Origin of the sequence: Streptomyces sp. NBC_00386 (assembly GCF_036063235.1) — a bacterium.
Lineage (GTDB): Bacteria > Actinomycetota > Actinomycetes > Streptomycetales > Streptomycetaceae > Streptomyces.
The window spans coordinates 5,286,632-5,309,729 of record NZ_CP107950.1 but is presented as its reverse complement, the minus strand read 5'-3'; the positions used below and the strand labels follow the sequence as shown (position 1 = coordinate 5,309,729).

Below are 23,098 nucleotides of genomic sequence, written 5' to 3'. Positions count from 1 at the left end.
GGCGGCATGGCAGCAGAGAGCAACCGCCACCCGGCCCACGCGGAGCTGACGAAGCGCTGGGCGGACACCGTCCTGGCCGCACGTGAGGGCGAGGGCGGGTCCGGCCCCGCGCCGGAGCCCTACGGGGCCGACCTCCTGGCCCGCTGGGCCGAGCCCCGGCGGCGGTACCACACCACCGACCATCTCCTCGCGGTCCTCGGCCACATCGACGTGCTGGAGGCCCACGGGGAGCGCGCCGGCGATCCGGCCGCCGTGCGCCTGGCCGCCTGGTTCCACGACGCCGTGTACCTCCCGGACCGTTCGGAGAACGAGGAGCGCTCCGCCCGGCTCGCCGAACGCGCGCTGGCCGAACTGGGCGTCGACCCGGACCGCACCGCCGAGGTCTCCCGGCTCGTCCGGCTCACCGTCTCCCACGACCCCGCCGACCACGACACCGACGGCGCCGTCCTGTGCGACGCGGATCTCGCGATCCTGGCCTCGCCCCCGGCCGCGTACGCCGCCTACACCGCCGCCGTCCGTGAGGAGTACGCCTTCGTCCCCGACGACGCCTTCCGGGTGGGCCGCGCGGCCGTCCTGCGTCAACTCCTCGACCTGCCGAGGCTGTTCAGGACCCCGTACGGCGAACGTGTCTGGGCGGCACCGGCCCGCCGGAACATGGAGGACGAACTGGCGTCGCTGACGGAGGCCTGACGGGGGAGCTTCCGGTCCCTCCGGCGGGTGAGGAGCGGGGTCCGGGGCACAGCGCCGGGTCCGGGGAGGGGCGAGGGGTGCGAGAAGTGCCGAGGGGAACGGGGAAGGGCGAGGGGAACGGGTTCGACTGCGGGCGCCGGACCACGTACCAAGGAGCCATGCCTCCGAGCCCCGGCCCCCTGAAGCCGGACATACCCGCCGCCCGGGCCTTCGCCCCCGGCTCCGCCCCGGACGTCACCCCGGCCACCGGCCGGCCCCGTATGCCCCTGTCCGTCTACGTCCTCGCCCTGTGCGTCTTCGCCCTCGGCACCAGTGAGTTCATGCTGTCCGGGCTGCTGCCGTCCATCGCGACGGACCTGGGCGTGACGATCCCGCGGGCGGGACTGCTGATCTCGGCGTTCGCGATCGGCATGGTCGTCGGCGCGCCGCTGCTCGCCGTGGCCACGCTCCGGCTGCCGAGGCGGACCACCCTCGTCGCCCTGATCGCGGTCTTCGGGCTCGGCCAGGTGGCGGGAGCCCTGGCGCCGGACTACACCGTGCTCTTCGCCTCACGTGTCGTCAGCGCCCTGGCCTGCGCGGGCTTCTGGGCGGTCGGCGCGGCCGTGGCCGTCGCGGCGGTGCCGGTGACATCGCGGGGGCGGGCGCTGGCCGTGATGATCGGCGGCCTGTCGATCGCGAACGTGCTGGGCGTGCCCGCGGGCGCCTTCCTCGGCCAGGGACTCGGCTGGCGGGCCGCCTTCTGGGCCGTCGGAGCGGCGTCCGTCGTCGCGCTCGTGGGCATCGTGACCCTCGTCCCGCCCATCGCGCCCCCGGACGTGCGACCGCGGATCCGGGGAGAACTGCTCGTCTACCGCGACCGGCGGGTCTGGCTGTCCGTCGGCACGATCGTGCTCACCGCGGCCGGTGTCTTCTGTGCCTTCAGCTATCTCGCCCCGCTGCTCACCGAGGTCGCCCATCTCCAGGAGAGCTGGGTCCCGACCGTGCTGGCGTTGTTCGGCGCGGGCGCGGTCATCGGAACGACGCTCGGCGGGCGGTTCGCCGACGCGTATCCGTTCGAGGTCCTGCTCTGCGGCATGGCGGCGGACATCGTCGTCCTCGTCGCGTTCGCCCTCCTCGGACGGTACGCCGTCGCGGCCGTCCTTCTCTCCTTCCTCCTCGGGATCGCCTGCTTCAGCACCGCCCCGGCCCTGAACGCCCGGATGTTCCAGGTCGCGGCGGCCGCCCCGACCCTGGCTGCCGCCACCACCACCGCCGCCTTCAATCTGGGCAACACCGCCGGTCCCTGGCTCGGCGGGGCCGTCATCGACGCGGGGCTCGGATACCCGGCCACCGCCTGGGTGGGCGCGGCACTGACGGCCGCCGCCGTCTGTCTGACGCTCGTGGCCAGGAAACCCGTACGTTCCCAGGAGTGATCCGTCCTATTCTCGGCCGCATGACAGACATGGGCGGGGACCAGATCGAGGAAGCCGTCGCGAGCTGCGCCGCGCTGCTGCGGGCGGCGGCCGGACGTGACTGGGACGGTGCGCGGGCGGGTCGGCTGGAGTGGAGCTGCCGGCGGACCGCCGAACACATCGCGAGTGATCTCATCGCGTACGCCGGGCAGCTGGCCGGGCGGGCCGCCACGGCGTACGTGCCGTTCGAGATCACGGTGGACGAGGGCACCGGCGACGCGGGGGTCGTCGACGTGATCGAGACGACCGGCGCCCTGCTCGCCGCCACCGTCCGCACGACCCCGCGCGAGGTGCGCGCCTTCCACCCGTACCCGTTCCGCAGCGCGAACCGCGAGGGCTTCGCCGCGATGGGGGTCGCCGAGGTCCTGCTGCACACGCACGACATCGCCGAGGGCCTCGGCCTGCCGTACGAGCCGCCGGCCGGACTGTGCGCCCGGGTCCTCACCACGATCTTCCCGCACGTGCGGCCCGAGCCCGACGCCCCGTGGAACACGCTCCTGTGGGCCACCGGACGTGGCGGCCTGCCCGGCCGGGAACCGCTCACCGAGTGGCGCTGGAACAACAACCTGGTGATCGGCACCGAGCGGCTCACCCTCCAGGGGGTCACCCCGGCCGCCGCGGCCGATCTGCACACGGGCGGCACGGGCGGCTTCGAGTGGATCGAGGGCGGCCCCTTCGAGGGCACCCGGGACGCCTCCGGGATGGTCGTGAGCGCCTACGAGAAGGGACTGCACCGGCCGGAGTGGGGGATATTCGTGCTCGTGCGGCGCGAGGACGGGCGGGCGGTCGGCACGATGGGCTTCCACGGCGTGCCCGACGAGAAGGAGCGCGCCGAGGTCGGGTACGACCTCGCGGAGAACGCCCGCGGCCAGGGGTACGCCACCGAGGCCCTGCGCGCCCTGGCCGAACACGCCCTCGCCCGCGACGACGTCAAGCTCCTGTTCGCGGCCATCGACCGGGAAAACGCTCCCTCCCAACGCGTGGTCGCCCGCGCCGGATTCACCCGCGTGAGCGAGGACCTGGAGCAGTTCGGCCACGAACTGCACGACAGGGAGGGGTCGTTGCGGCTGTACGCCCGCGACAGCTGAGACCGTCGGAGTGTCCCGGCGCGCCTCCGCCCCGTACGCCGGCCCGCACTCCGCCGGCCTCACCGCGCGAGCGGGTTTCCCCGGTCACCGCGCGCGCTTGCGCCGGCGCAGACCCGCCCCGTGCAGCAGTCGTACGACCTCACGGCTGCTGACCTCCACCGCGCCCGCGGTGACCGCGTCGGCGTAGCGGTGCGAGGGGATGTCGTAGTGGTCGCGCTCGAAGGCCCGCGGGGGCGCGCCCAGCCGGTCGGCGAACGCGTGGAGTTCGTCGTAGGAGACATCGCTGATCAGGTGGGACCACACCCGGCCGTGGCCCGGCCAGGTGGGCGGATCGATGTACACGGTCACGAGGGCGGACTCGTGCCGGTCGCCGAGCCGAGCGCGCCCACCGGGGAGATCTTCACGCCCGCCTGGTGGCACACCCAGTGCGGGTCGGGGCCCAACTCGGGCTCCACCTCCAGTGCGTGCGGGTCGCCGCTGGAGCACACCGGGCACAGCGGCCACCGTCCGTGCCGCTCCAGGATCGCGTCCTGCACGTCCTGGGCGACGAGCCCGGCGACGAACCCGGCGCCTTCCGGCCACTGCTCGACCCACCAGCGGCGCTGCACCACCGAGTCCTCGACCAGGGAGACGACGTCCGCCTCGGCCACCTGGCCCGCGATCAGGTCGGCGAGCACACGGGCCCGCGCCGCGTGCAATGCCTGCTCCAAGGGGCTGAGGGGGCTGCCGGTGGGGTCCATGCCCCTATTGTGCGCACCCTTGACCGTATGCCCCAAAGGAAAATATCTTTCATGGTGTGACCCATGACGTGAAGGAAATTTTCGCGGGTGAGGCACCGCCCGCCCCCGCGGCCCTCGCGGCCAAGGTGCGGACCCTCGCCCCCTCGATGACACGCTCCATGCAGCGGGTCGCCGAGGCCGTCGCCGGTGACCCGGCCGGGTGCGCGGCCCTCACGGTCACCGGACTCGCCGAGCTCACCGGCACCAGCGAGGCCACGGTCGTGCGCACGGCCCGCCTCCTCGGCTACCCCGGATACCGCGACCTGCGCCTCGCGCTCGCCGGGCTCGCCGCGCAGCAGCAGTCGGGCCGGGCCCCCGCCGTCACCGCCGACATAGCGGTCGACGACCCCATCGCCGACGTCGTCGCCAAGCTCGCCTACGACGAGCAGCAGACCCTCGCCGACACCGCCGCCGCGCTCGACACCGTCCAGCTCGGCGCCGCCGTCGCCGCCATCGCCACCGCCCGCCGCGTCGACATCTACGGTGTCGGCGCGTCCGGGCTCGTCGCCCAGGATCTCCTGCAGAAACTTCTGCGGATCGGGCTCATGGCCCACGCGCACAGCGACCCGCACCTCGCGGTGACGGGCGCGGTGCAGCTGCGCGCCAAGGACGTGGCGATAGCCATCACGCACTCCGGCTCGACCGGCGACGTCATCGAACCGCTGCGGGTCGCCTTCGAGCACGGGGCGACGACGGTGGCGATCACCGGCCGCCCGAACGGACCGGTCGCGCAGTACGCCGACCACGTCCTCACCACCTCGACCGCCCGTGAGAGCGAGCTGCGCCCGGCGGCCATGTCGTCGCGCACCAGCCAGCTCCTGGTGGTGGACTGTCTGTTCGTGGGGGTCGCCCAGCGCACCTACGAGACGGCAGCGCCCGCGCTGTCCGCCTCGTACGAGGCCCTGGCGCACCGCCACTCCCCGCGCGGCGGCCGCTAGCCGCACCGCACGACCGGCGGACCCGGGATTTCAGGGCCGCGACACCGACCGGCGGAGCTGGAGCCGGTGCCGCGGGACACACCGGGAACTTGAACCAGCAGGGAGAGTGCGGTCCCGCGGGCGGCTGTCGGCGCCCGCGCGGCGGTGCCGCGCGTCGTCCCGGCCCGCGCCCCGCCCCCGGGGCCGCGGATACGACACCTCACCGGAAAGAGCCGACCCTGTCATGACCTCCATGCCCAACTACGGCGATCTTCGAGCAGAGTTGGAGACGCTGACCACCGAGGCGTTCCGCCCCGAACTGTCGGACATCGACCGTCTGTCCACGCTGGAGATCGCGCGGCTCATGAACGGCGAGGACACGACGGTGCCGGCGGCCGTCGCCGCGCAGCTCCCGCTCATCGCCGCCGCGATCGACGGCATCGCGGAGCGCATGGCCCGCGGCGGCCGCCTCGTCTACGCGGGCGCCGGCACCGCGGGCCGCCTCGGCGTCCTGGACGCCTCGGAGTGCCCGCCCACCTTCAACACCGATCCCTCCCGGGTCGTCGGCGTGATCGCGGGCGGCCCGACCGCCATGGTCACCTCGATCGAGGGCGCCGAGGACTCCCGGGAACTCGCGGCGGCCGACCTGGACGCGCTCGCCCTGACGGCCGACGACACCGTGGTCGGCGTCTCCGCCTCGGGCCGCACCCCGTACGCCGTCGGCGCGGTCGAGCACGCCCGCAAACAGGGCGCGCTCACGGTCGGCCTGTCCTGCAACGCGCACAGCGCGCTCGCCTCGGCCGCGGACCACGGCATCGAGGTCGTGGTCGGCCCCGAACTTCTCACGGGCTCCACCCGGCTGAAGTCCGGCACCGCGCAGAAGCTCGTCCTCAACATGCTCTCGACGATCACGATGATCCGGCTCGGCAAGACGTACGGGAACCTGATGGTCGACGTACGGGCCTCGAACGAGAAGCTGCGGGCCCGCTCCCGCCGCATCGTCGCCCTCGCCACCGGGGCCTCCGACGAGGAGATCGAGCGCGCGCTCGCCGCCACCGACGGCGAGGTGAAGAACGCCATCCTGACGATCCTCGGCGGCGTCGACGGGCCCACCGCCGCCCGCCTTCTGGAGGACTCGGAGGGCCATCTGCGCGCCGCGCTGGCGGCTTCGGCCGGCTGACCAGCACGCTCGGGGAGTGAGCACACCGGACTCCATCACAGCGGCGGCCATCCTCCCCCTCGTGGGCGGACCCGCGAACGTCCTCACCGTCGCCCACTGCATGACCCGGCTCCGGCTGGGTCTGCGGGACGGCGACCTGGTGGACGAGGCGGGCCTGCGGGCCCTGCCCGCCGTCCTCGGCCTGGTCGCGGACGACGGCTCGTACCAGATCGTGCTGGGCCCCGGCACGGTCGCCCGGGTGACGCCCGCCTTCGAGGCGCTGCTGGCGAGCGCCCCGGCACCCCTCGCCCCGCCCGGCACGGAACCGGCCACCGCTCCGGGTGCCGAAGCGGCGACCACCGCGGACCGGCTCGCCCTGCGCGGCGCCGAGCTGAAGGCCTCCCGGACCCGCCGCAACGCCACCCCCCTCAAGCTGTTCCTGCGGCGCATCGCGGACGTCTTCGTGCCCCTGATCCCCGCCCTGATCGGCTGCGGGGTCATCGCCGGCCTCAACGGCCTGCTGATCAACCTCGGCGTACTGAGGGGCCTGACCCCCGCGCTGACCGCCATCGCCGCCGCCTTCATGGCGCTGATCGCCGTCTTCGTGGGACTCAACACGGCCAAGGTGTTCGGCGGCACCCCGGTCCTGGGCGGCGCGGTGGCCTCGGTCGTCGTGTACGCGGGGGTCGCCAAGGTGACCGTCCTCGGGGTGACGCTCGCCCCCGGCCAGGGCGGTGTGCTCGGCGCCCTGGCCGCGGCCCTGCTCGGGACGTACGTGGAGAAGTGGTGCCGCCGCTGGGTGCCGCCGACCCTGGACGTCCTGGTCACCCCCACCCTCACCGTGCTGCTGACCGGCCTGGTCACCCTGTACGCGCTGATGTACGCGGCCGGTGAGCTCTCCGCCGCCATCGGCACCGCCGCCGCCTGGCTGCTCTCCACCACCGGCGCCCTCGCCGGGCTCGTCCTCGGCGCCCTGTTCCTCCCCCTGGTGATGCTGGGCCTGCACCAAGCCCTCATCCCCATCCACACCACGCTCATCGAACAGCAGGGCTACACCGTCCTGCTGCCCGTGCTCGCCATGGCGGGCGCCGGCCAGGTGGGCGCCGCCCTCGCGGTCTACGTCCGGCTGCGCCACGACACCTCGCTCCGTACGACGATCAGATCGGCGCTCCCGGCCGGGCTCCTCGGCGTCGGCGAGCCCCTGATCTACGGCGTCTCCCTGCCCCTCGGCCGCCCCTTCGTCACGGCCTGCGCGGGCGGCGCGGCGGGCGGTGCCTTCATCGGCTTCTTCTCGATGCTGGGCGACCGCGTCGGCTCGACCGCCATCGGACCCTCCGGTGTGGCCCTGTTCCCGCTGCTGTCCGGCAACCGGGGCCTCGGCGTCACCGCGGCGATCTACGCGGGCGGCCTGCTGACCGGGTACGCCGTCGGGTTCGCGGCCACCTACTTCTTCGGCCTCGGCGGCGCTCTCCGAGACGGTCCCGACGGCGGACTCGACCGTGACACCGGCGGCGCGTCACCGGCCCGCCGATCGGAACAGGCCGCCGTCTAGGACCTGTCCTGGCCGCGCTGTCGGTGGCGCGTGCGAGGCTGGAAGCATGAACCACGCACAGCTGGCCGAACTGGGCCGCGCCCTGCGGGTGCTCGGGGAGCACGGCGACGCCCTGAGCACCGACACCCCCGACGCCAAGCTGCACGAGGTCAAGGCGGACCTGAAGCGGGCCCTGAACCTGCTCGACGAGACGGTGGCGACGGCCAAGCCGACCACCCGCTGCTCCGAGCACCCGAACGGCCCGGTGGACGAGAGCGCCCCGGACCGCTGTCTGCTCTGCGAGACCCGCCGCCGCACCGCCCGCCGCACCGAGGTCAACGACGCGTACACGCACGGCCGGCCACTCGCCCCGGACGAGCTGCCCGACCGCACGATGTCCCGCTACGGAGTGCGCGGCGACCGCCCCCAGCCCCAGCAGCGCTGGCTCCCGGAGGTCTGGAACGGCCAGACGTGGCTCCTGTGCGGCACTCCCCGCCGCGACCGCCAGGAGGCCGAGCGCTACCTCGCCGCCGAGCGCCGGGCCCCCCGCCCCGGCATGGCCTACCGCCTCGTCCACGAGTTCACGGACTACGAGGTGCTCCGCATCTGGGGCACCCCGGTCAAGGTCGACATCGAGCCTATGGGCAACCTGTAGGCAGCCCGGAGAACCTTCAGACAGGCCGGGGGGCTTTCAGCCAGGCCGGGGGCCCGAAGGCGGGCCCCCTCCCCGGCCCCCGGGTCAGGGCAGCCGCCCCTCCGCGTTGAGCCGCCGCACCCGGGCGCGCAGCACCTCCCCCGGCGGTGCCTCGCCGAGTGCCTCGGGCGGACAGTCCCACTCGATCCCCCCGCCGGGCGGCCGCAGTTGTACGAGGCCGCCCTCGCGCCCCATCACCTGCCCGAGCCGCCCGTCCCGCACGTCGATCGCGTACTCCTCACCCGACGTCGCCTCCATCGCACCGCACCTTCCACGCTGAGTGTTCGCTTTCACCACCCAGCGTGGCCATCACCCCCCTAGCCTGGGAAGGGACGCCGGTCCAACAACCCCACCTGTGTGACAGGGAGTCGCGATGCCCGGCCCCAAGGACCTCGACCCGTCCGCCTCCCCCCGCGCGATGATCGGCGCCGAGCTGCGGCACGCCCGCGAGAACGCCGGCCTCAGCCAGGCCGAACTGGGCGAACCCCTCTTCGTCAGCGGTTCCTTCATCGGCCAACTGGAGTCGGGCACACGCCGCTTGCAACTCGAATACGCCGTCCAGATAGACGAGATCCTCGGGACGAAGGGCTTCTTCGAGCGCAACTGCCGGGCGCTGGCGAGGTCGAAGTACCCGGACCACTTCGTGGAGGCGGCGGAGCTGGAGGCGGCTGCCTCGGCAATCAGGCACTACCTTCCGCTGCTCATCCCGGGCCTGCTGCAGACTCCGGCGTACGCCGCGGCCCTGTTCCGTACTTACCGGCCAACTGCCTCCGACGCGGACATCGAGGAGTTGGTGGCCACCCGAATGGAGCGCACCCGGCTCCTGGCCGATCCAACAACCCCGCTGTTGTGGGTGGTTCTGGACGAGGCAGCAATCCGCCGACCCGTCGGCGGGGCGGCAGCCATGGCAGCGGCCCTCCGTCACACGGCCGACCTCGTGCACCGCCGCCGGATCATCATGCAGGTCCTGCCGTTCGCCGCCGGCGCCCATGCCGCGATGGGCGGCTCCCTGAAGCTCATGGAATTCCCGGACGCTCCCCCGCTCTGCTTTATCGAGGGGATCGACATGGGCAAGCTGGTGGACGACCCGGCAACGGTGGCTCGCCACAACCTGACCTTCAGCCTCCTGCAGGCAGCGGCGCTTTCACCGCAGGCTTCCCTGGCTCTCGTCGAGTCGGTGGCCCATGCTTACGAACATGGAGACCAACACCACTGATCGCCAGCCGAGTTCGCGCACCTGGCGCAAGTCGACCTACAGCGCAGGCGACGGCGGCGACTGCCTGGAAGTTGCCCTCGGCGAAAGCCACCCCGTCCCCGTGCGGGACTCCAAGAACCCCGGCCCCGTGATCGCCTTCGGCGCGGAAGCGTGGGGCGCCTTCGTCGGGCACCTCGGCGCCACCGGCTGACCGGCAAGAGCGCAAAAAGGGACGGCGCCCGCGTCGCGGCGGGCGCCGTCCCTCCCCCGTTCCCCCCGTTACCGGGAAGCTGTCAGGTCAGCTAAGGGAACCCAGCGCCGCCGCGTCGTACGGGGCCAGGTCCTCGAAGCGTCCGGCCAGGACCTTCGCCGCCCACTCGGGGTCCTGGAGCAGCGCGCGGCCGACGGCGACGAGGTCGAACTCGTCGCGCTCCATGCGGTCGAGGAGGTCGTCGATGCCCTTGACCGGGGAGCCCTCGCCCACGAAGGCCTTGATGAAGTCGCCGTCCAGGCCGACCGAGCCGACGGTGATGGTGGGCTTGCCCGTCAGCTTCTTCGTCCAGCCGGCGAGGTTGAGGTCGGAACCGTCGAACTCGGGCACCCAGTAGCGGCGGGTGGAGGCGTGGAAGGAGTCCACTCCGGCGGCGGCGAGCGGGGCGAGGATCGCCTCCAGCTCCTCCGGGGTCTCCGCGAGCCGGGCCTCGTACGCCTGCTGCTTCCACTGCGAGTAGCGGAAGATGACGGGGAACTCGGGCGAGACCGCGGCACGCACCGCGGCGACGATCTCCGCCGAGAACTTCGTACGGGCCACCGGGTCGCCGCCGTACGCGTCCTCGCGCCGGTTGGTGCCCGCCCAGTGGAACTGGTCGAGCAGGTAGCCGTGGGCGCCGTGCAGTTCGACACCGTCGAAGCCGATGCGCTCGGCGTCCGCGGCGGCCTTGGCGAACGCCTCGATGACGTCGTCGAGGTCCTGCTGGGTCATGCTCTTGCCGGTGACCTCGGCGCCCTCCTTGTAGAGGCCGGAGGGGCCGACGGGCGGGGCGTCCGTGAAGGGCGGCTCACCCGCCTTGCGGACCATGCCGATGTGCCAGAGCTGCGGGACGATCGTGCCGCCCGCCGCGTGCACGGCGTCGGCGACCTTCGTCCATCCGGCGAGCTGGTCCTCGCCGTGGAAGCGCGGCACCGCGTCGCTCTGTCCGGCCGAGTCGTGGCCGACGTAGGTGCCTTCGGTGACGATCAGGCCGACTCCCGCGGCGGCGCGGCGGGAGTAGTAGCCGACGACGTCCTCCCCCGGTACACCGCCCGGCGAGAACATCCGGGTCATCGGGGCCATGGCGATCCGGTTCGGGACGGTCAGGCCGTTGATCGAGACGGGACGGGACAGGATCTCGGCTGCGCGGGTCGCGGCGTCAGCGGTCACGTGGGGGCTCCTCGAAGAGGTGGTCGGTATGACGTCGAGCGGTCTGCGAAGCAGGAGATTCCGTGCGGTATGTGCACATGCATCAACTGCTCGTCAGCGTCAACCTCCGCACCGGGCGGGGCATTCCGCCGTACCCGCTCCCACCCCTGTGATCCGGGCCACGTCGTGGACCCGGCGTACCCCCGGGAGCCGTCCGGGGGCGGGCCGGGAAACGCCCGAGGGCGGCACCCCCCTTGCGGGAAGGTGCCGCCCTCGGAACGTCAGGACGGTTGATCGACCGGGGTCGATCAGAAGTCCATGTCACCGCCCGGCATGCCGCCCGGAGCGCCGCCGGCAGCGGCCTTCTCCGGCTTGTCGGCGATGACGGCCTCGGTGGTCAGGAACAGCGCGGCGATGGAGGCGGCGTTCTGCAGAGCGGAACGGGTCACCTTCGCCGGGTCGATGATGCCTTCGGCGATCATGTCGACGTACTCACCGGTCGCGGCGTTCAGGCCGTGGCCGACGGGCAGGTTGCGCACCTTCTCGACGATGACGCCACCCTCGAGACCACCGTTGACGGCGATCTGCTTGAGCGGGGCCTCCAGGGCGAGACGCACGGCGTTGGCGCCGGTCGCCTCGTCACCCGTGAGCTCGAGCTTCTCGAAGACCGAGGAAGCCTGGAGCAGGGCCACGCCACCACCGGCGACGATGCCCTCCTCGACAGCCGCCTTCGCGTTGCGAACGGCGTCCTCGATGCGGTGCTTGCGCTCCTTGAGCTCGACCTCGGTGGCGGCACCGGCCTTGATGACGGCCACGCCGCCGGCCAGCTTCGCCAGACGCTCCTGGAGCTTCTCGCGGTCGTAGTCCGAGTCCGAGTTCTCGATCTCGGCACGGATCTGGTTCACACGGCCGGCGACCTGGTCGGCGGAGCCGGACCCGTCGACGATCGTGGTCTCGTCCTTGGTGATGACGACCTTGCGGGCGCGGCCCAGCAGGTCCAGACCCGCGTTCTCCAGCTTGAGGCCGACCTCCTCGGAGATGACCTCGCCGCCCGTGAGGATGGCGATGTCGCCGAGCATGGCCTTGCGGCGGTCACCGAAGCCCGGAGCCTTGACGGCGACGGACTTGAAGGTGCCACGGATCTTGTTGACGACCAGGGTCGACAGGGCCTCGCCCTCGACGTCCTCGGCGATGATCAGCAGCGGCTTGCCGCCCTGCATGACCTTCTCCAGGAGCGGGAGCAGGTCCTTCACGTTCGCGATCTTGGAGTTCGCGATCAGGATGTACGGGTCGTCGAGGACGGCCTCCATACGCTCCATGTCGGTGGCGAAGTACGCCGAGATGTAGCCCTTGTCGAAGCGCATACCCTCGGTGAGCTCCAGCTCCAGACCGAAGGTCTGGGACTCCTCGACGGTGATGACGCCTTCCTTGCCGACCTTGTCCATCGCCTCGGCGATGAGCTCGCCGATCTGGGTGTCGGCGGCGGAGATGGAGGCCGTCGAAGCGATCTGCTCCTTGGTCTCGACATCCTTCGCCTGCTCCAGCAGGGCACCGGAGACGGCCTCGACGGCCTTCTCGATACCGCGCTTGAGGGCCATCGGGTTGGCGCCGGCGGCGACGTTGCGCAGACCCTCGCGCACGAGCGCCTGGGCCAGCACGGTCGCCGTGGTCGTACCGTCGCCGGCGACGTCGTCCGTCTTCTTGGCGACTTCCTTGACCAGCTCGGCGCCGATCTTCTCGTACGGGTCCTCGAGCTCGATCTCCTTGGCGATGGAAACACCATCGTTGGTGATCGTGGGGGCGCCCCACTTCTTCTCGAGGACGACGTTACGGCCCTTGGGGCCGAGGGTGACCTTGACGGCGTCAGCGAGCTGGTTCATCCCGCGCTCGAGACCGCGCCGTGCCTCCTCGTTGAACGCGATGATCTTGGCCATGTGAAGTGGTCCTCCCGGACGGGGTGGATTGCTCCGGATCGTGCCCGCGCCCGCGACGGACGGCCTGCAAGCCTTGTGGTTCCTTGCCCCACAGGCCCGCGGGCCTCGCTGACCCGATCCAAGTTCTGTCACTCTCACTGGGAGAGTGCTAACGCCAATGATTAGCACTCGACCACTGCGAGTGCAAGCGCCTCTCACGAAAACGGGGCCGATGGGCGACCTCCACGCGCGCCCTGGAGGGCGGCCCTCGCGCGGCCCCGCACGGGCACGCTCGCGGGCGCGCGCAGGACAAGCGGAGGACGGCCGGAGGTGGCCGGGGACGTACGAGGGGCCCGCATCCCTGTGGGATGCGGGCCCCTCGTATGTGAGTTGCGTCGGTGGTCGTTCGCGCCCGATCAGACGGCGAGTTTGACCATGTCCGCCTGCGGACCCTTCTGGCCCTGCGAGATTTCGAACTCCACTCGCTGACCCTCTTCAAGGGTGCGGTAGCCGTCCATCTGAATCGCGCTGTAGTGCACGAAGACGTCCGCACCACCGTCGACCGCGATGAAGCCGTACCCCTTCTCCGCGTTGAACCACTTGACGGTGCCCTGAGCCATGCCTAACTCCCCTATTACTGGCCCTTGCACAGATCCACACTTCGCGGATCCGGGTCAGACCTCACCCCCCAACGGTTGGGGGTGTGCGCCGGAACGCGTCGACCGCGGCTGAATGTATCTGTCCAACTGCCCTCTGCAACAGGTCAATCGGACGAGAATTCTGGGCATGGCCGATCAATGATATGCGGAGAATGCGCAAGGATTCGGGGCAAGTCGGGCCCCGCAAATGCCATAAAATGCCCAAAAAGGCGAGCCAGTTTGGCTACTTCTTGTCGGCCCGCGAACGCTCACTCATATGCGTCCGGCATGAAACCAACATCCAAATTGGAGCGGCTTCCCCAACTCTAGCGCGCTCAACCCTACAGAATTGCCCCCTCCGTTTGTCTTACGGAGGGGGCAATTATGTGAACGCACTGTGTTCGGCATTACCGAGGGTAACGATCAGCCTCCGGCGACGGCCGGAATGATCGAGACGCCCACACCGTCCGGAGTCGCCGTCTCCAGGCCCTGCTCGAAGCGAACGTCGTCGTCGTTGACGTACACGTTGACGAAGCGGCGCAGCTTGCCCTGGTCGTCCAGGACGCGCGCGGCGATGCCCGTGTGGTTCTTCTCCAGGTCGCTGATGACCTCGGCGAGGGTCGTGCCCTCGGCCGTCACCTCGGCGGCGCCACCGGTGTAGGTGCGCAGGATGGTGGGGATGCGGACGTTGACGCTCATGATGCGAGGCCAGCCTCTCGGAAGGAGTCGAGGTTCGGGCGGATGGTCGCGGTCAGCCCGGTGTCCGAGGCCACCGCGTCCAGGGTCTTGAGGCCGTCGCCGGTGTTCAGCACGACCGTGGTGAGGGTCGGGTCGAGGAGACCGTTCTCGATCAGCTTGCGGGTGACGCCGACGGTCACGCCGCCGGCCGTCTCCGCGAAGATGCCCTCGGTGCGCGCGAGCAGCTTGATCGCGTCGACGATCTGCTCGTCGTTCACGTCCTCCACGGCACCGCCGGTGCGCCGCGCGATGTCGAGCACGTACGGCCCGTCCGCGGGGTTGCCGATGGCGAGCGACTTGGCGATGGTGTCCGGCTTCTGCGGCCGTACGACGTCGTGGCCGGCCTTGTAGGCGACGGACACCGGGGAGCAGCCCTCGGCCTGGGCGCCGAAGATCTTGTAGGGCCTGTCCTCGACGAGCCCGAGCTTGATCAGCTCCTGCAGGCCCTTGTCGATCTTCGTGAGCTGGGAGCCGGAGGCGATCGGCACGACGAGCTGGTCGGGGAGCTTCCAGCCGAGCTGCTCGCAGATCTCGTACGCCAGGGTCTTGGAGCCCTCGGCGTAGTAGGGCCGCAGGTTGACGTTGACGAAGCCCCAGCCCTCGCCGGCCGGGTCGCCGATCAGCTCGGAGCAGAAGCGGTTCACGTCGTCGTAGTTGCCCTGGATGCCGACGAGCTCGCCGCCGTAGACCGCGGCCATGACGACCTTGCCCTGCTCCAGGTCGTGCGGGATGAACACGCAGGAACGGAAGCCGGCGCGGGCCGCCGCGGCGCCCACGGCGCCGGCGAGGTTGCCCGTGGAGGAGCAGGAGAGGGTGGTGAAGCCGAAGACGCGGGCCGCTTCGATGGCCTGGGCGACGACGCGGTCCTTGAAGGAGTGCGTCGGGTTGCCGGAGTCGTCCTTGACGAAGAGCTTTCCGGCGTCGACACCGAGCTCACGGGCCAGGTTGTCGGCCTGCACGAGCTTGGTCCAGCCGGGGTTGATGTTGGGCTTGTCCGCCACGTCCGCGGGGACGGGCAGCAGCGGCGCGTAGCGCCAGATGTTCGCGGGTCCCGCTTCGATGCGCTTGCGGAGTTCTTCGGTCTCGTAGGCCGAGAAGTCGTAGGCGATCTCCAGCGGGCCGAAACACTCCTCGCAGGCGAAGACCGGGCCGAGCGGGACGCGGTGCCCGCATTCGCGGCAGGAGAGCGCCGCGGCCGGGCCGAGGTCCACCGCTTCGGCGGAGTTCGTGGTACTTGCAACTGTCTGCGCAGCCATGGAGGCGAGGCCCTTTCCTCATCTTCCTCACGACGCACTTCGCCGTGAGACGGATTTGGCACCTTCCCGAGCCGGGAGCCTCGCGACGCGATCGACATCGATCGGTACGAGACCGGCTGGAGGGTTGCCGGGGCTTCATCGGGCCGTATCCCTCTGCCCCTCTGGATGAGCGGTATTTGATTGTTGAACTGTTGAACGCGATACGTACCGACGATCCAGGACATGCGATGGTCATCCGCGTTGTTCAAGACTGTAACCGAAGGCCAGGACAGTTGAGATAGTCGTCCGAACCGCGAGACGACGGCAATCGATCTGCCGCTGGCCGCAGCGGGCACGCCGATGAGAGCGTGTGATCAGACAGTGAGGAGCCGCAGACCGTGCTGAAGGACGTCGAAAGCTGGCTGAGCACACGCTCCTGGTCCGTGACCGACCGCCCGCTCCACAAGATCATGGCCGCGAAACGCATCACGGGATCGACGGTCAGTGTCGTGCTGCCCGCGCTCAACGAGGAGGAGACGGTCGGCGAGATCGTCGCGATCATCCGCCACGACCTGATGCAGCAGGTGCCCCTCGTCGACGAGATCGTCGTCGTCGACTCCGGCTCGACCGACCGCACCTCCGCGGTCGCCGCCGCCGCGGGCGCGAGGGTCGTGCACCGCGACGACATCCTCCCGCGGATCCCGGCCGTGCCCGGCAAGGGCGAGGTGCTGTGGCGGTCGCTCCTCGTCACGAGCGGGGACATCGTCTGTTTCATCGACGCGGACCTCAAGGAGTTCTCGTCCGACTTCGTCTCCGGGATCGTGGGCCCGCTACTCACCGATCCCGGCGTCGACCTGGTCAAGGCCATGTACGACCGCCCGCTGGGCGGCGCCTCGGGACAGGGCGGCCGGGTCACCGAGCTGATGGCCCGCCCCCTGCTGAACATGCACTGGCCGCAGCTCGCGGGCTTCGTCCAGCCGCTCGGCGGCGAGTACGCGGCACGCCGCTCGCTGCTCGAACAGCTCCCCTTCCCCGTCGGCTACGGCGTCGAACTCGGCATGCTGGTCGACGCCCTGCACCTGGTGGGCCTGGACGCCCTCGCCCAGGTGGACGTCGGGGTGCGCAAGCACCGCCACCAGGACGGCCAGGCACTCGGCCGCATGGCCGCCGCGATCTACCGCACCGCGCAGCTCCGGCTGGCCCGCGGTCACCTGATCCGCCCCGCCCTCACCCAGTTCGAGCGTGGCCGGGACGGTTTCCAGCCGCGCACGTACTCGGTGGACACCGAGGAAAGGCCGCCGATGAGCGAAATCTCCGAGTACCAGCGGCGCAGGGCCGCGTAGACCGGCCCTGACGGCCGCGATCACATACGGCCGAAGGGGCGCGTTTGAGCGTTTCGACACGGGGCTAGGTTTCGAGGCATGGCTTCAACGCATGGTGCCCACAGGATTCTGGTCGCCTCCAACCGCGGCCCGGTCACCTACGAGGTACGGGAGGACGACTCGCTGCACGCCAGACGCGGCGGCGGCGGCCTCGTCTCGGGACTCTCGGCGATCGGGCCGGACGCGGGCGCCCTGTGGGTGTGCTCGGCCCTCGGCGACGGCGACCGGGAGGCGGTCCGGCGCGGGGTCGGCGAGGACGGCGTACGGATGCTGGCCATCGACGCCGAGGTCCACGCCGACGCGTACAACGGCATCGCCAACTCCGTGCTGTGGTTCGTCCACCACCTGCTCTACCAGACCCCGCTGGAGCCGGTCTTCGACGCGGAGTTCCGGCGCCAGTGGGAGTCGTACCGGACCTACAACCGGGCCTTCGCCGAGGCGCTGGCCGAGGAGGCGGCCGAGGGCGCGGCCGTACTGGTCCAGGACTACCACCTGTGCCTCGTGCCCGGGATGCTCCGCGAACTGCGCCCCGACCTGCGCATCGGCCACTTCTCCCACACCCCGTGGGCGCCCGAGGACTACTTCCGGATGCTCCCCGACGACATCCGCGCGGAACTGCTGGACGGCATGCTCGGCGCTGACCGCGTGGCGTTCCTGACCCGGCGGTGGGCGACGGCCTTCACGCGCTGCGTGGAGACGGCCGCCCCGGAGCGGTACCGGGTGGCCTCGTCCCCGGAGGACCGGCCGGAGATCGAGCACCTCGACGGCTCCCCGCCCGGTCGGACCCTCGTCGGTGTGCACGGCCTCGGCGCGGACGCCGAGTTCCTGCGCGAGCGCTCGCACCGGGCGGACGTCGAGGAACGGATGGCCGCGCTGCGCGAGGAGATCGGCGCCGGCCGCAGGACGATCGTGCGCGTCGACCGGACCGAGCTGTCCAAGAACATCGTGCGGGGGCTGCTGGCGTACCGGCAGCTGCTCGACGACCACCCCGAGTGGCGCGAGCGGGTCGTCCACGTGGCGTTCGCCTACCCCTCGCGGCAGGACCTCGCGGTCTACCGGGACTACACGGCCGAGGTGCAGCGCGTCGCCGACGAGATCAACTCCCAGTACGGGACGCCCGGTTGGACCCCGGTGGTGCTGCACGTGAAGGACGACTTCGCGCGCTCGCTCGCCGCCTACCGGCTGGCCGACGTCGCCCTCGTCAACCCCATCAGGGACGGCATGAACCTCGTCGCCAAGGAGATCCCGGTCGTCTCCGACGAGGGCTGCGCGCTGGTCCTGTCGCGGGAGGCCGGGGCGTACGAGGAACTGGGTGAGGACGCGATCTCCGTGAACCCGTACGACGTGACCGGGACGGCGCGGGCGCTGCACGAGGCGCTCGGCATGCAGCCGGGCGAACGAGCCGAACGCACCAAGCGCCTGGCCGCCGCGGCCACCGCCCTCCCCCCGGCCCAGTGGTTCCTGGACCAACTCCAGGCACTGGAAACCTGAGCACATTCCGTTTCCCGGCCGGGGAACGTTTCAGCCCCGGCCGGGGAAATTTCAGCCCCTCCGGCGTTTGAGGAGCGGGGTCCGGGGGCGGAGCCCCCGGGTACGGGACGGGTAGGGGCGGAGGGGGCGAAACCAGCTTGCGGCCCGCCCGCCCGCTCAGGCGAGTTCGGCCGCGAGGGCCGCGAGGAGGCGGACGACTCCCGGCGGCCCGTCGACCACCAGGTCGGCACGGTCGGCGAGTTCGGCGACCTCGGAGCTGCCGCTGCACACCAGAAGGCCGGCGATCCCGTCGGAGCGGAGCTTGTCGACGGCGGCGAAGGCGGGCAGGTCACCCAGGTCGTCACCCGCGTACAGAACAGCCTCCGCACCGATCTCCCGGACGTACTCCATGAGGGCGACGCCCTTGTCCATCCCGGGCGGACGCAGCTCCAGGACCATGCGCCCCGGCTCGACGATCAGCCCGTGCCGGGCGGCCAGTTCACCCAGCGGCTCCCGGAGCGCCTCGAACGCGGCCTGAGGATCGGCGGCACGCCGCGTGTGCACCGCGACGGCACGGCCCTTCTCCTCGATCCAGGTGCCCTGCCAGGCGCCGATACCGTCGAGGAACCCCGGCAGTTCGGCGCGGACGGCGGCCACGCCGGGATGCGGGGCGGGGGCGGTGACCGTGCCGCTCACCGCGTCCCAGCGCTCGGCGCCGTAGTGGCCGAGGACGACCAGGTGCTCCAGTCCGGCCACGCCCGCGAAGCCGCCGTGGCGCACGGCCACACCGGCGGGGCGGCCGGTGACCACGGCGACGGAGGCGACCTTGGGGGCGAGCGCGGCGAGTGCGGGGACCGCGTCGGGGTGCGCGCGGGCCCGGTCGGGGTCGGGGACGATGGGGGCGAGGGTTCCGTCGAAGTCGAGTGCGACGACGGTGCGGGTGGGGCGCGTGAGGATCGCTTCCAGAGCGTCGCGTCCGGCGGGGGTCACCGGGGCCGGCAAGGAGTCCTTGGATTCGGGGTGGCTGCCCATGGGGCGACCCTATCCGGGCGGGGGCGACCGCACCGTTCCTATGGATGAGCGGAAGTGAGTCCTGCTGCCCGGACTCGTGCTCGATCAGGCCGGATGCCCCGGTCACCCGGGTCGGGCCGGATGCCCCCGCCTCACCGCTCGTCCCGGCGGGCCTCCCGGACCCGGCGCAGTCTGTTCACCGTGACGGGGTCGTGCGCGAGGGCGCGCGGGTCGTTCAGCAGCGCGTTCAGGAGCTGGTAGTAACGGACCGGGGCCAGGCCCAGCTGCTCGCGTATGGCGCGCTCCTTGGCGCCGGGACCGGGGAAGCCGCGGCGCTCCAGGGCGAGAATGCTCCGTTCGCGCGTGGGCAGCTCTTCCATGGACAGCACGGTAGTCCCCGGCACCGACAAGCGCCGGGGCCGGGGCCGCCGTGCCGCCGCGCCCGGGGTGCGGGTCCCGGAACGTGGAATACGACGTCTCCTATCGCGTGAGTGGACTAGACCTTTCAAGGGGTAAAGGGCGACACTGTCCCCCGTGAGACACGTCATCGCCCTCGATGTGGGCGGCACCGGGATGAAGGCCGCCCTCGTCGGGGTGGACACCGAGCCCTCCCCGGACCGCCCCGACGCGCCGCGGCCGGGGACCCCCGGGCACCCCGCGCTGCTGCACCAGGCCCGCCGGGCGACCGGCCGCGAACGCGGGCCCGACGCCGTCGTCGAGGAGATCCTCGACTTCGCCGCCGAACTGCGCGCCCACGGCGAGGAGCACTTCGGCGAGAGCGCCCTGGCCGCGGGCGTCGCCGTCCCCGGCATCGTCGACGCCGCCGAGGGCATCGCGGTCTACGCCGCCAACCTCGGCTGGCGCGACGTCCCGCTGCGCCGGCTGCTCGGCGAACGGCTCGGCGGCGTGCCCGTCGCGCTCGGGCACGACGTGCGCACCGGCGGGCTCGCGGAGGGCCGGATCGGCGCCGGGCGGGGAGCGGACCGCTTCCTGTTCGTCCCGCTGGGCACCGGCATCGCGGGCGCCATCGGCATCAACGGCGTCGTCGAGGAGGGCGCGCACGGCTTCGCGGGCGAGATCGGCCACATCGTCGTACGGCCCGGCGGAGCTCCGTGCCCGTGCGGGCAGCGCGGCTGCCTGGAACGGTTCGCCTCCGCGGCGGCCGTCAGCCAGGCCTGGGCCGAGGCGTCGGGCGACCCCGGGGCGGACGCGGCGGACTGCGCCAAGGCCGTCGAATCGGGCGACCCGAGGGCGCGGGCCGTCTGGCAGGAGGCCGTCGACGCGCTCGCCGACGGCCTGGTCACCGCGCTCACCCTCCTGGACCCGCGCACGCTGATCATCGGTGGCGGGCTCGCCGAGGCGGGGGAAACCTTGTTCACACCACTGCGGGCCGCGGTCGAGCGACGTGTCACGTTCCAGAAGCTGCCGTCCATCGTCCCCGCGGCCCTCGGGGACACCGCCGGATGCCTCGGTGCCGGGCTCCTCGCCCGGGACCTCCTGAACACCATTCCTACGACTCCCCGGAGGTAACCACCCGATGGCCCCTAGCAAGGTTCTCGCCGGCGCCCGGGTGGTACTGCCCACCGGGATCGTGCACGACGGCCGCGTGATCATCGACGGTGCGCGGATCGCCGGCGCGGGTGCCCCCGAGACGCGACCCGCCGGAGTTCTCGGGGGAGCCCCCGCGGACACGCCCGTGACCGACCTGTCCGGCCACTGGGTGGTCCCCGGCTTCGTCGACATCCACAACCACGGCGGCGGCGGCGCGTCCTTCACCTCGGGAACGGTCGAGGACGTCCTGCGGGGCATCCACACCCACCGTCTGCACGGCACCACGACCGTCGTCGCCTCGACCGTCACCGGTGACATGCACGGCCTCGCCGAACGCGCCGGGATGCTCTCCGAACTGGCCGAACAGGGCGATATCGCGGGCATCCACTTCGAGGGCCCGTTCATCTCGCCGTGCCGCAAGGGCGCGCACTCCGAGGAACTGCTGCGCGACCCGGACCCGGCCGATGTCCGCAAGCTCCTCGACGCGGCGCGCGGCAGGGCCAGCATGGTCACGCTCGCCCCCGAACTGCCGGGCGGACTCGACTCCGTACGGCTTCTCGCCGAACACGGGGTGATCGCCGCGATCGGGCACACCGACGCGACGTACGAGCAGACGAAGGCGGCCATCGACGCGGGCGCGACCGTGGCGACGCACCTGTTCAACGCGATGCCGGCACTCGGGCACCGCGCGCCGGGCCCGATCGCCGCCCTCCTCGAGGACGGGCGGATCACCGTCGAGCTGATCAACGACGGCACGCATCTGCACCCCGCCTCGCTGGAGCTGGCGTTCCATCACGCGGGCCCCGGCCGGGTCGCGTTCATCACCGACGCGATGGACGCGGCGGGCTTCGGCGACGGCCGCTACATGCTCGGCCCGCTGGAGGTCGAGGTCGCGGACGGGGTGGCCCGCCTGGTGGAGGGCGGTTCGATCGCGGGCTCCACGCTCACCCTCGACCGTGCCTTCCAGCGCGCCGTCACGATCGACAGGCTGCCGGTCGAGGACGTCGTGGCGGCCATCTCCGCCAACCCCGCCCGTCTGCTCGGCGCGTACGACCGGGTGGGCTCCCTGGAGCCGGGCAAGGACGCGGACCTCGTGGTTCTCGACGCCGACTTCGCGCTCAAGGGCGTGATGCGCGGTGGAGAATGGGTGGTCGATCCACAACTGGGCTGATTCACACCTTTGTTGCTTGCGGCGGTTGGCCTGGGGGGACTGGGCCGACCGCCGTTGTGTTTGGCATGATCGAGCCTCCGGAACCACCGGCGGGCGTCCGACCGGCGCCCATGTCACAGAACTCTTCGGGGGAGGTCGGCCCAGGTGATCCTCACGGTCACACTGAACACCGCTCTCGACATCACCTATCGCGTGCGGGCGTTGCGCCCGCACAGCTCGCACCGGGTGAGCGAGGTGACCGAACGCCCGGGCGGCAAGGGCCTGAACGTGGGGCGGGTGCTCGCCGCGCTCGGACACGAGGTGACGGTCACCGGTTTCACGGGCGGCGCGACCGGCCGCACCGTACGGGACCAACTGGCCGAGTCGGCCGGGGTGGTGGACGCGCTCGTCCCGGTGCGGGGTTCGACGCGCCGCACGATAGCCGTGGTCGACACGACGACCGGTGACACGACTCAGCTCAACGAACCGGGACCGGCGATAACACCCGCCGAGTGGTCGGCCTTCCAGGAGACGTACGAGCATCTGCTGCGCTCCGCCTCCGCGGTGGCCCTGTGCGGCAGCCTGCCTCCGGGCGTCCCGGTCGGCGCCTACGCCCAGTTGGTCCGCACCGCACGCGCCTCGGCCGTCCCGGTGCTCCTGGACACCAGCGGCGAGCCCCTGCGCCGGGGAGTCGCCGCCCGCCCCGACATCGTCAAGCCGAACGCCGAGGAACTGGCCGAACTCACCGGCTCCCACGAGCCGCTGCAGGCCACCCGCAACGCCCGGCGGCGCGGCGCGCACGCGGTGGTCGCCTCCCTCGGCGCGGACGGGCTGCTCGCCCACACCCCCGAGGGCCACTGGCGGGCCACCCCGCCCGTACGGGCGCACGGCAATCCGACCGGCGCGGGCGACTCGGCCGTCGCGGGCCTGCTGTCGGGCCTGGTGGAGAAACTCGACTGGCCGGCCCGTCTCGCCCGCGCGGTCGCGCTGTCGACGGCGACCGTGGCGGCACCCGTGGCGGGCGAGTTCGACCGGGCCCTGTACGAGAGCCTGCTGGGCCGGGTGACCGTGACCGCGGAGTCCGCCGCGGCATAGCCCCCTTGGCCC

The 23,098-nt window shown here is 71.8% G+C and carries 24 protein-coding genes and 1 riboswitch; of the genes, 14 read left to right on the top strand and 10 right to left on the bottom strand.

Annotated elements, in window-relative coordinates; translation table 11 throughout:
* Positions 1–6 precede the first annotated feature (6 nt).
* The 3 genes from OG780_RS23460 to OG780_RS23450 all read left to right on the top strand — a co-directional run bounded on the left by OG780_RS23460 (position 7) and on the right by OG780_RS23450 (position 3,229).
* Positions 7–690 (top strand): HD domain-containing protein, encoded by a 684-nt coding sequence (locus OG780_RS23460; RefSeq protein WP_328451194.1) that lies wholly within the window; start codon positions 7–9, stop codon positions 688–690.
* 260 nt (positions 691–950) lie between these two features.
* Positions 951–2,102, top strand: coding sequence for a Cmx/CmrA family chloramphenicol efflux MFS transporter (locus tag OG780_RS23455; RefSeq protein ID WP_328458320.1), 1,152 nt, complete (start codon positions 951–953; stop codon positions 2,100–2,102).
* Between the two features lie 20 nt (positions 2,103–2,122).
* The gene (locus OG780_RS23450) at positions 2,123–3,229 is read left to right on the top strand and encodes a GNAT family N-acetyltransferase (protein WP_328451192.1); all 1,107 of its coding nucleotides are present in this window, start codon (positions 2,123–2,125) and stop codon (positions 3,227–3,229) included.
* Positions 3,230–3,313: 84 nt separating this feature from the next.
* Here OG780_RS23450 and OG780_RS23445 read toward each other — a convergent pair whose 3' ends face one another.
* Together OG780_RS23445 and OG780_RS23440 are read right to left on the bottom strand one after the other, a co-directional pair.
* Positions 3,314–3,577: a DUF4031 domain-containing protein gene (locus OG780_RS23445; RefSeq protein ID WP_328451190.1), complete on the bottom strand. Its 264-nt coding sequence runs from the start codon at positions 3,575–3,577 to the stop codon at positions 3,314–3,316.
* Positions 3,574–3,969, bottom strand: a complete 396-nt coding sequence (locus OG780_RS23440) for a hypothetical protein (protein ID WP_328451188.1) — start codon at positions 3,967–3,969, stop codon at positions 3,574–3,576. Before OG780_RS23440 ends, OG780_RS23445 begins: the two co-directional genes overlap by 4 nt.
* Before the next feature lie 56 nt (positions 3,970–4,025).
* On the opposite strand from OG780_RS23440, the gene OG780_RS23435 reads away from it, so the two are divergent.
* The 4 genes from OG780_RS23435 (at position 4,026) to OG780_RS23420 (ending at position 8,270) form a co-directional block, all read left to right on the top strand.
* A complete protein-coding gene (locus OG780_RS23435; RefSeq protein WP_328451186.1) occupies positions 4,026–4,946 on the top strand; it encodes a MurR/RpiR family transcriptional regulator in 921 nt (306 codons plus the stop codon).
* Between the two features lie 223 nt (positions 4,947–5,169).
* A complete protein-coding gene (gene murQ / locus OG780_RS23430) occupies positions 5,170–6,105 on the top strand; it encodes an N-acetylmuramic acid 6-phosphate etherase (protein WP_328451184.1) in 936 nt (311 codons plus the stop codon).
* 16 nt (positions 6,106–6,121) lie between these two features.
* Complete coding sequence (locus tag OG780_RS23425) at positions 6,122–7,636, top strand: PTS transporter subunit EIIC (RefSeq protein WP_328451182.1); 1,515 nt, start codon at positions 6,122–6,124, stop codon at positions 7,634–7,636.
* A 46-nt stretch (positions 7,637–7,682) separates the two neighbouring features.
* Positions 7,683–8,270 (top strand): hypothetical protein, encoded by a 588-nt coding sequence (locus tag OG780_RS23420; protein ID WP_328451180.1) that lies wholly within the window; start codon positions 7,683–7,685, stop codon positions 8,268–8,270.
* Positions 8,271–8,354: 84 nt separating this feature from the next.
* Here OG780_RS23420 and OG780_RS23415 read toward each other — a convergent pair whose 3' ends face one another.
* A complete protein-coding gene (locus tag OG780_RS23415; protein ID WP_328451179.1) occupies positions 8,355–8,567 on the bottom strand; it encodes a hypothetical protein in 213 nt (70 codons plus the stop codon).
* A gap of 115 nt (positions 8,568–8,682) precedes the next feature.
* Here OG780_RS23415 and OG780_RS23410 point away from each other — a divergent pair, with 115 nt between their 5' ends.
* Entirely contained in the window at positions 8,683–9,525 is an 843-nt protein-coding gene (locus OG780_RS23410) for a helix-turn-helix domain-containing protein (protein WP_328451178.1), read from the top strand.
* Positions 9,506–9,715 carry a DUF397 domain-containing protein gene (locus OG780_RS23405; protein ID WP_328451176.1) on the top strand — a complete coding sequence of 70 codons (210 nt, stop codon included), beginning with the start codon at positions 9,506–9,508 and terminating at the stop codon, positions 9,713–9,715. The genes OG780_RS23410 and OG780_RS23405 overlap by 20 nt, the downstream gene beginning before the upstream one ends.
* 87 nt (positions 9,716–9,802) lie before the next feature.
* On the opposite strand, the gene OG780_RS23400 is transcribed toward OG780_RS23405, so the two are convergent.
* The 5 genes from OG780_RS23400 to thrC form a co-directional block, all read right to left on the bottom strand.
* Positions 9,803–10,924 carry an NADH:flavin oxidoreductase gene (locus OG780_RS23400; RefSeq protein WP_328451174.1) on the bottom strand — a complete coding sequence of 374 codons (1,122 nt, stop codon included), beginning with the start codon at positions 10,922–10,924 and terminating at the stop codon, positions 9,803–9,805.
* Between the two features lie 287 nt (positions 10,925–11,211).
* The gene (gene groL, locus OG780_RS23395; RefSeq protein WP_326787049.1) at positions 11,212–12,837 is read right to left on the bottom strand and encodes a chaperonin GroEL; all 1,626 of its coding nucleotides are present in this window, start codon (positions 12,835–12,837) and stop codon (positions 11,212–11,214) included.
* Between the two features lie 395 nt (positions 12,838–13,232).
* Positions 13,233–13,436: a cold-shock protein gene (locus tag OG780_RS23390; protein ID WP_005315736.1), complete on the bottom strand. Its 204-nt coding sequence runs from the start codon at positions 13,434–13,436 to the stop codon at positions 13,233–13,235.
* Positions 13,437–13,877: 441 nt separating this feature from the next.
* Positions 13,878–14,153 carry a MoaD/ThiS family protein gene (locus tag OG780_RS23385; protein WP_326787048.1) on the bottom strand — a complete coding sequence of 92 codons (276 nt, stop codon included), beginning with the start codon at positions 14,151–14,153 and terminating at the stop codon, positions 13,878–13,880.
* A complete protein-coding gene (thrC, locus tag OG780_RS23380; RefSeq protein WP_328451171.1) occupies positions 14,150–15,448 on the bottom strand; it encodes a threonine synthase in 1,299 nt (432 codons plus the stop codon). The genes OG780_RS23385 and thrC overlap by 4 nt, the downstream gene beginning before the upstream one ends.
* A gap of 15 nt (positions 15,449–15,463) precedes the next feature.
* Positions 15,464–15,620: riboswitch (SAM riboswitch) on the bottom strand.
* A gap of 205 nt (positions 15,621–15,825) precedes the next feature.
* Between thrC and OG780_RS23375 the strand changes: the two genes are divergently transcribed.
* The gene (locus OG780_RS23375; protein WP_328451169.1) at positions 15,826–16,770 is read left to right on the top strand and encodes a glucosyl-3-phosphoglycerate synthase; all 945 of its coding nucleotides are present in this window, start codon (positions 15,826–15,828) and stop codon (positions 16,768–16,770) included.
* Between the two features lie 78 nt (positions 16,771–16,848).
* Positions 16,849–18,300, top strand: coding sequence for an alpha,alpha-trehalose-phosphate synthase (UDP-forming) (locus tag OG780_RS23370; RefSeq protein ID WP_328451167.1), 1,452 nt, complete (start codon positions 16,849–16,851; stop codon positions 18,298–18,300).
* A 156-nt stretch (positions 18,301–18,456) separates the two neighbouring features.
* On the opposite strand, the gene otsB is transcribed toward OG780_RS23370, so the two are convergent.
* Both otsB and OG780_RS23360 read right to left on the bottom strand, forming a co-directional pair.
* Positions 18,457–19,311: a trehalose-phosphatase gene (gene otsB / locus OG780_RS23365; RefSeq protein WP_328451165.1), complete on the bottom strand. Its 855-nt coding sequence runs from the start codon at positions 19,309–19,311 to the stop codon at positions 18,457–18,459.
* 131 nt (positions 19,312–19,442) lie between these two features.
* Positions 19,443–19,670, bottom strand: coding sequence for a DUF3263 domain-containing protein (locus OG780_RS23360; protein ID WP_328451163.1), 228 nt, complete (start codon positions 19,668–19,670; stop codon positions 19,443–19,445).
* A gap of 154 nt (positions 19,671–19,824) precedes the next feature.
* Between OG780_RS23360 and OG780_RS23355 the strand changes: the two genes are divergently transcribed.
* From OG780_RS23355 to OG780_RS23345, 3 genes are all read left to right on the top strand, one after another.
* Entirely contained in the window at positions 19,825–20,820 is a 996-nt protein-coding gene (locus tag OG780_RS23355; protein WP_328451161.1) for an ROK family protein, read from the top strand.
* Between the two features lie 7 nt (positions 20,821–20,827).
* Positions 20,828–22,012: an N-acetylglucosamine-6-phosphate deacetylase gene (nagA, locus tag OG780_RS23350; protein ID WP_328451159.1), complete on the top strand. Its 1,185-nt coding sequence runs from the start codon at positions 20,828–20,830 to the stop codon at positions 22,010–22,012.
* Between the two features lie 144 nt (positions 22,013–22,156).
* Positions 22,157–23,086: a 1-phosphofructokinase family hexose kinase gene (locus tag OG780_RS23345; RefSeq protein ID WP_328451157.1), complete on the top strand. Its 930-nt coding sequence runs from the start codon at positions 22,157–22,159 to the stop codon at positions 23,084–23,086.
* Positions 23,087–23,098 lie beyond the last annotated feature (12 nt).

Coding starts and splice junctions, on each gene's coding strand:
- thrC (WP_328451171.1), bottom strand. CDS start 15,448: ATGGCTGCGCAGACAGTTGCAAGTACCACGAACTCCGCCGAAGCGGTG.
- OG780_RS23415 (WP_328451179.1), bottom strand. CDS start 8,567: ATGGAGGCGACGTCGGGTGAGGAGTACGCGATCGACGTGCGGGACGGG.
- OG780_RS23370 (WP_328451167.1), top strand. CDS start 16,849: ATGGCTTCAACGCATGGTGCCCACAGGATTCTGGTCGCCTCCAACCGC.
- OG780_RS23405 (WP_328451176.1), top strand. CDS start 9,506: ATGGAGACCAACACCACTGATCGCCAGCCGAGTTCGCGCACCTGGCGC.
- otsB (WP_328451165.1), bottom strand. CDS start 19,311: ATGGGCAGCCACCCCGAATCCAAGGACTCCTTGCCGGCCCCGGTGACC.
- nagA (WP_328451159.1), top strand. CDS start 20,828: ATGGCCCCTAGCAAGGTTCTCGCCGGCGCCCGGGTGGTACTGCCCACC.
- OG780_RS23420 (WP_328451180.1), top strand. CDS start 7,683: ATGAACCACGCACAGCTGGCCGAACTGGGCCGCGCCCTGCGGGTGCTC.
- groL (WP_326787049.1), bottom strand. CDS start 12,837: ATGGCCAAGATCATCGCGTTCAACGAGGAGGCACGGCGCGGTCTCGAG.
- OG780_RS23410 (WP_328451178.1), top strand. CDS start 8,683: ATGCCCGGCCCCAAGGACCTCGACCCGTCCGCCTCCCCCCGCGCGATG.
- OG780_RS23440 (WP_328451188.1), bottom strand. CDS start 3,969: ATGGACCCCACCGGCAGCCCCCTCAGCCCCTTGGAGCAGGCATTGCAC.
- OG780_RS23360 (WP_328451163.1), bottom strand. CDS start 19,670: ATGGAAGAGCTGCCCACGCGCGAACGGAGCATTCTCGCCCTGGAGCGC.
- OG780_RS23385 (WP_326787048.1), bottom strand. CDS start 14,153: ATGAGCGTCAACGTCCGCATCCCCACCATCCTGCGCACCTACACCGGT.
- OG780_RS23455 (WP_328458320.1), top strand. CDS start 951: ATGCCCCTGTCCGTCTACGTCCTCGCCCTGTGCGTCTTCGCCCTCGGC.
- OG780_RS23460 (WP_328451194.1), top strand. CDS start 7: ATGGCAGCAGAGAGCAACCGCCACCCGGCCCACGCGGAGCTGACGAAG.
- OG780_RS23450 (WP_328451192.1), top strand. CDS start 2,123: ATGACAGACATGGGCGGGGACCAGATCGAGGAAGCCGTCGCGAGCTGC.
- OG780_RS23390 (WP_005315736.1), bottom strand. CDS start 13,436: ATGGCTCAGGGCACCGTCAAGTGGTTCAACGCGGAGAAGGGGTACGGC.
- murQ (WP_328451184.1), top strand. CDS start 5,170: ATGACCTCCATGCCCAACTACGGCGATCTTCGAGCAGAGTTGGAGACG.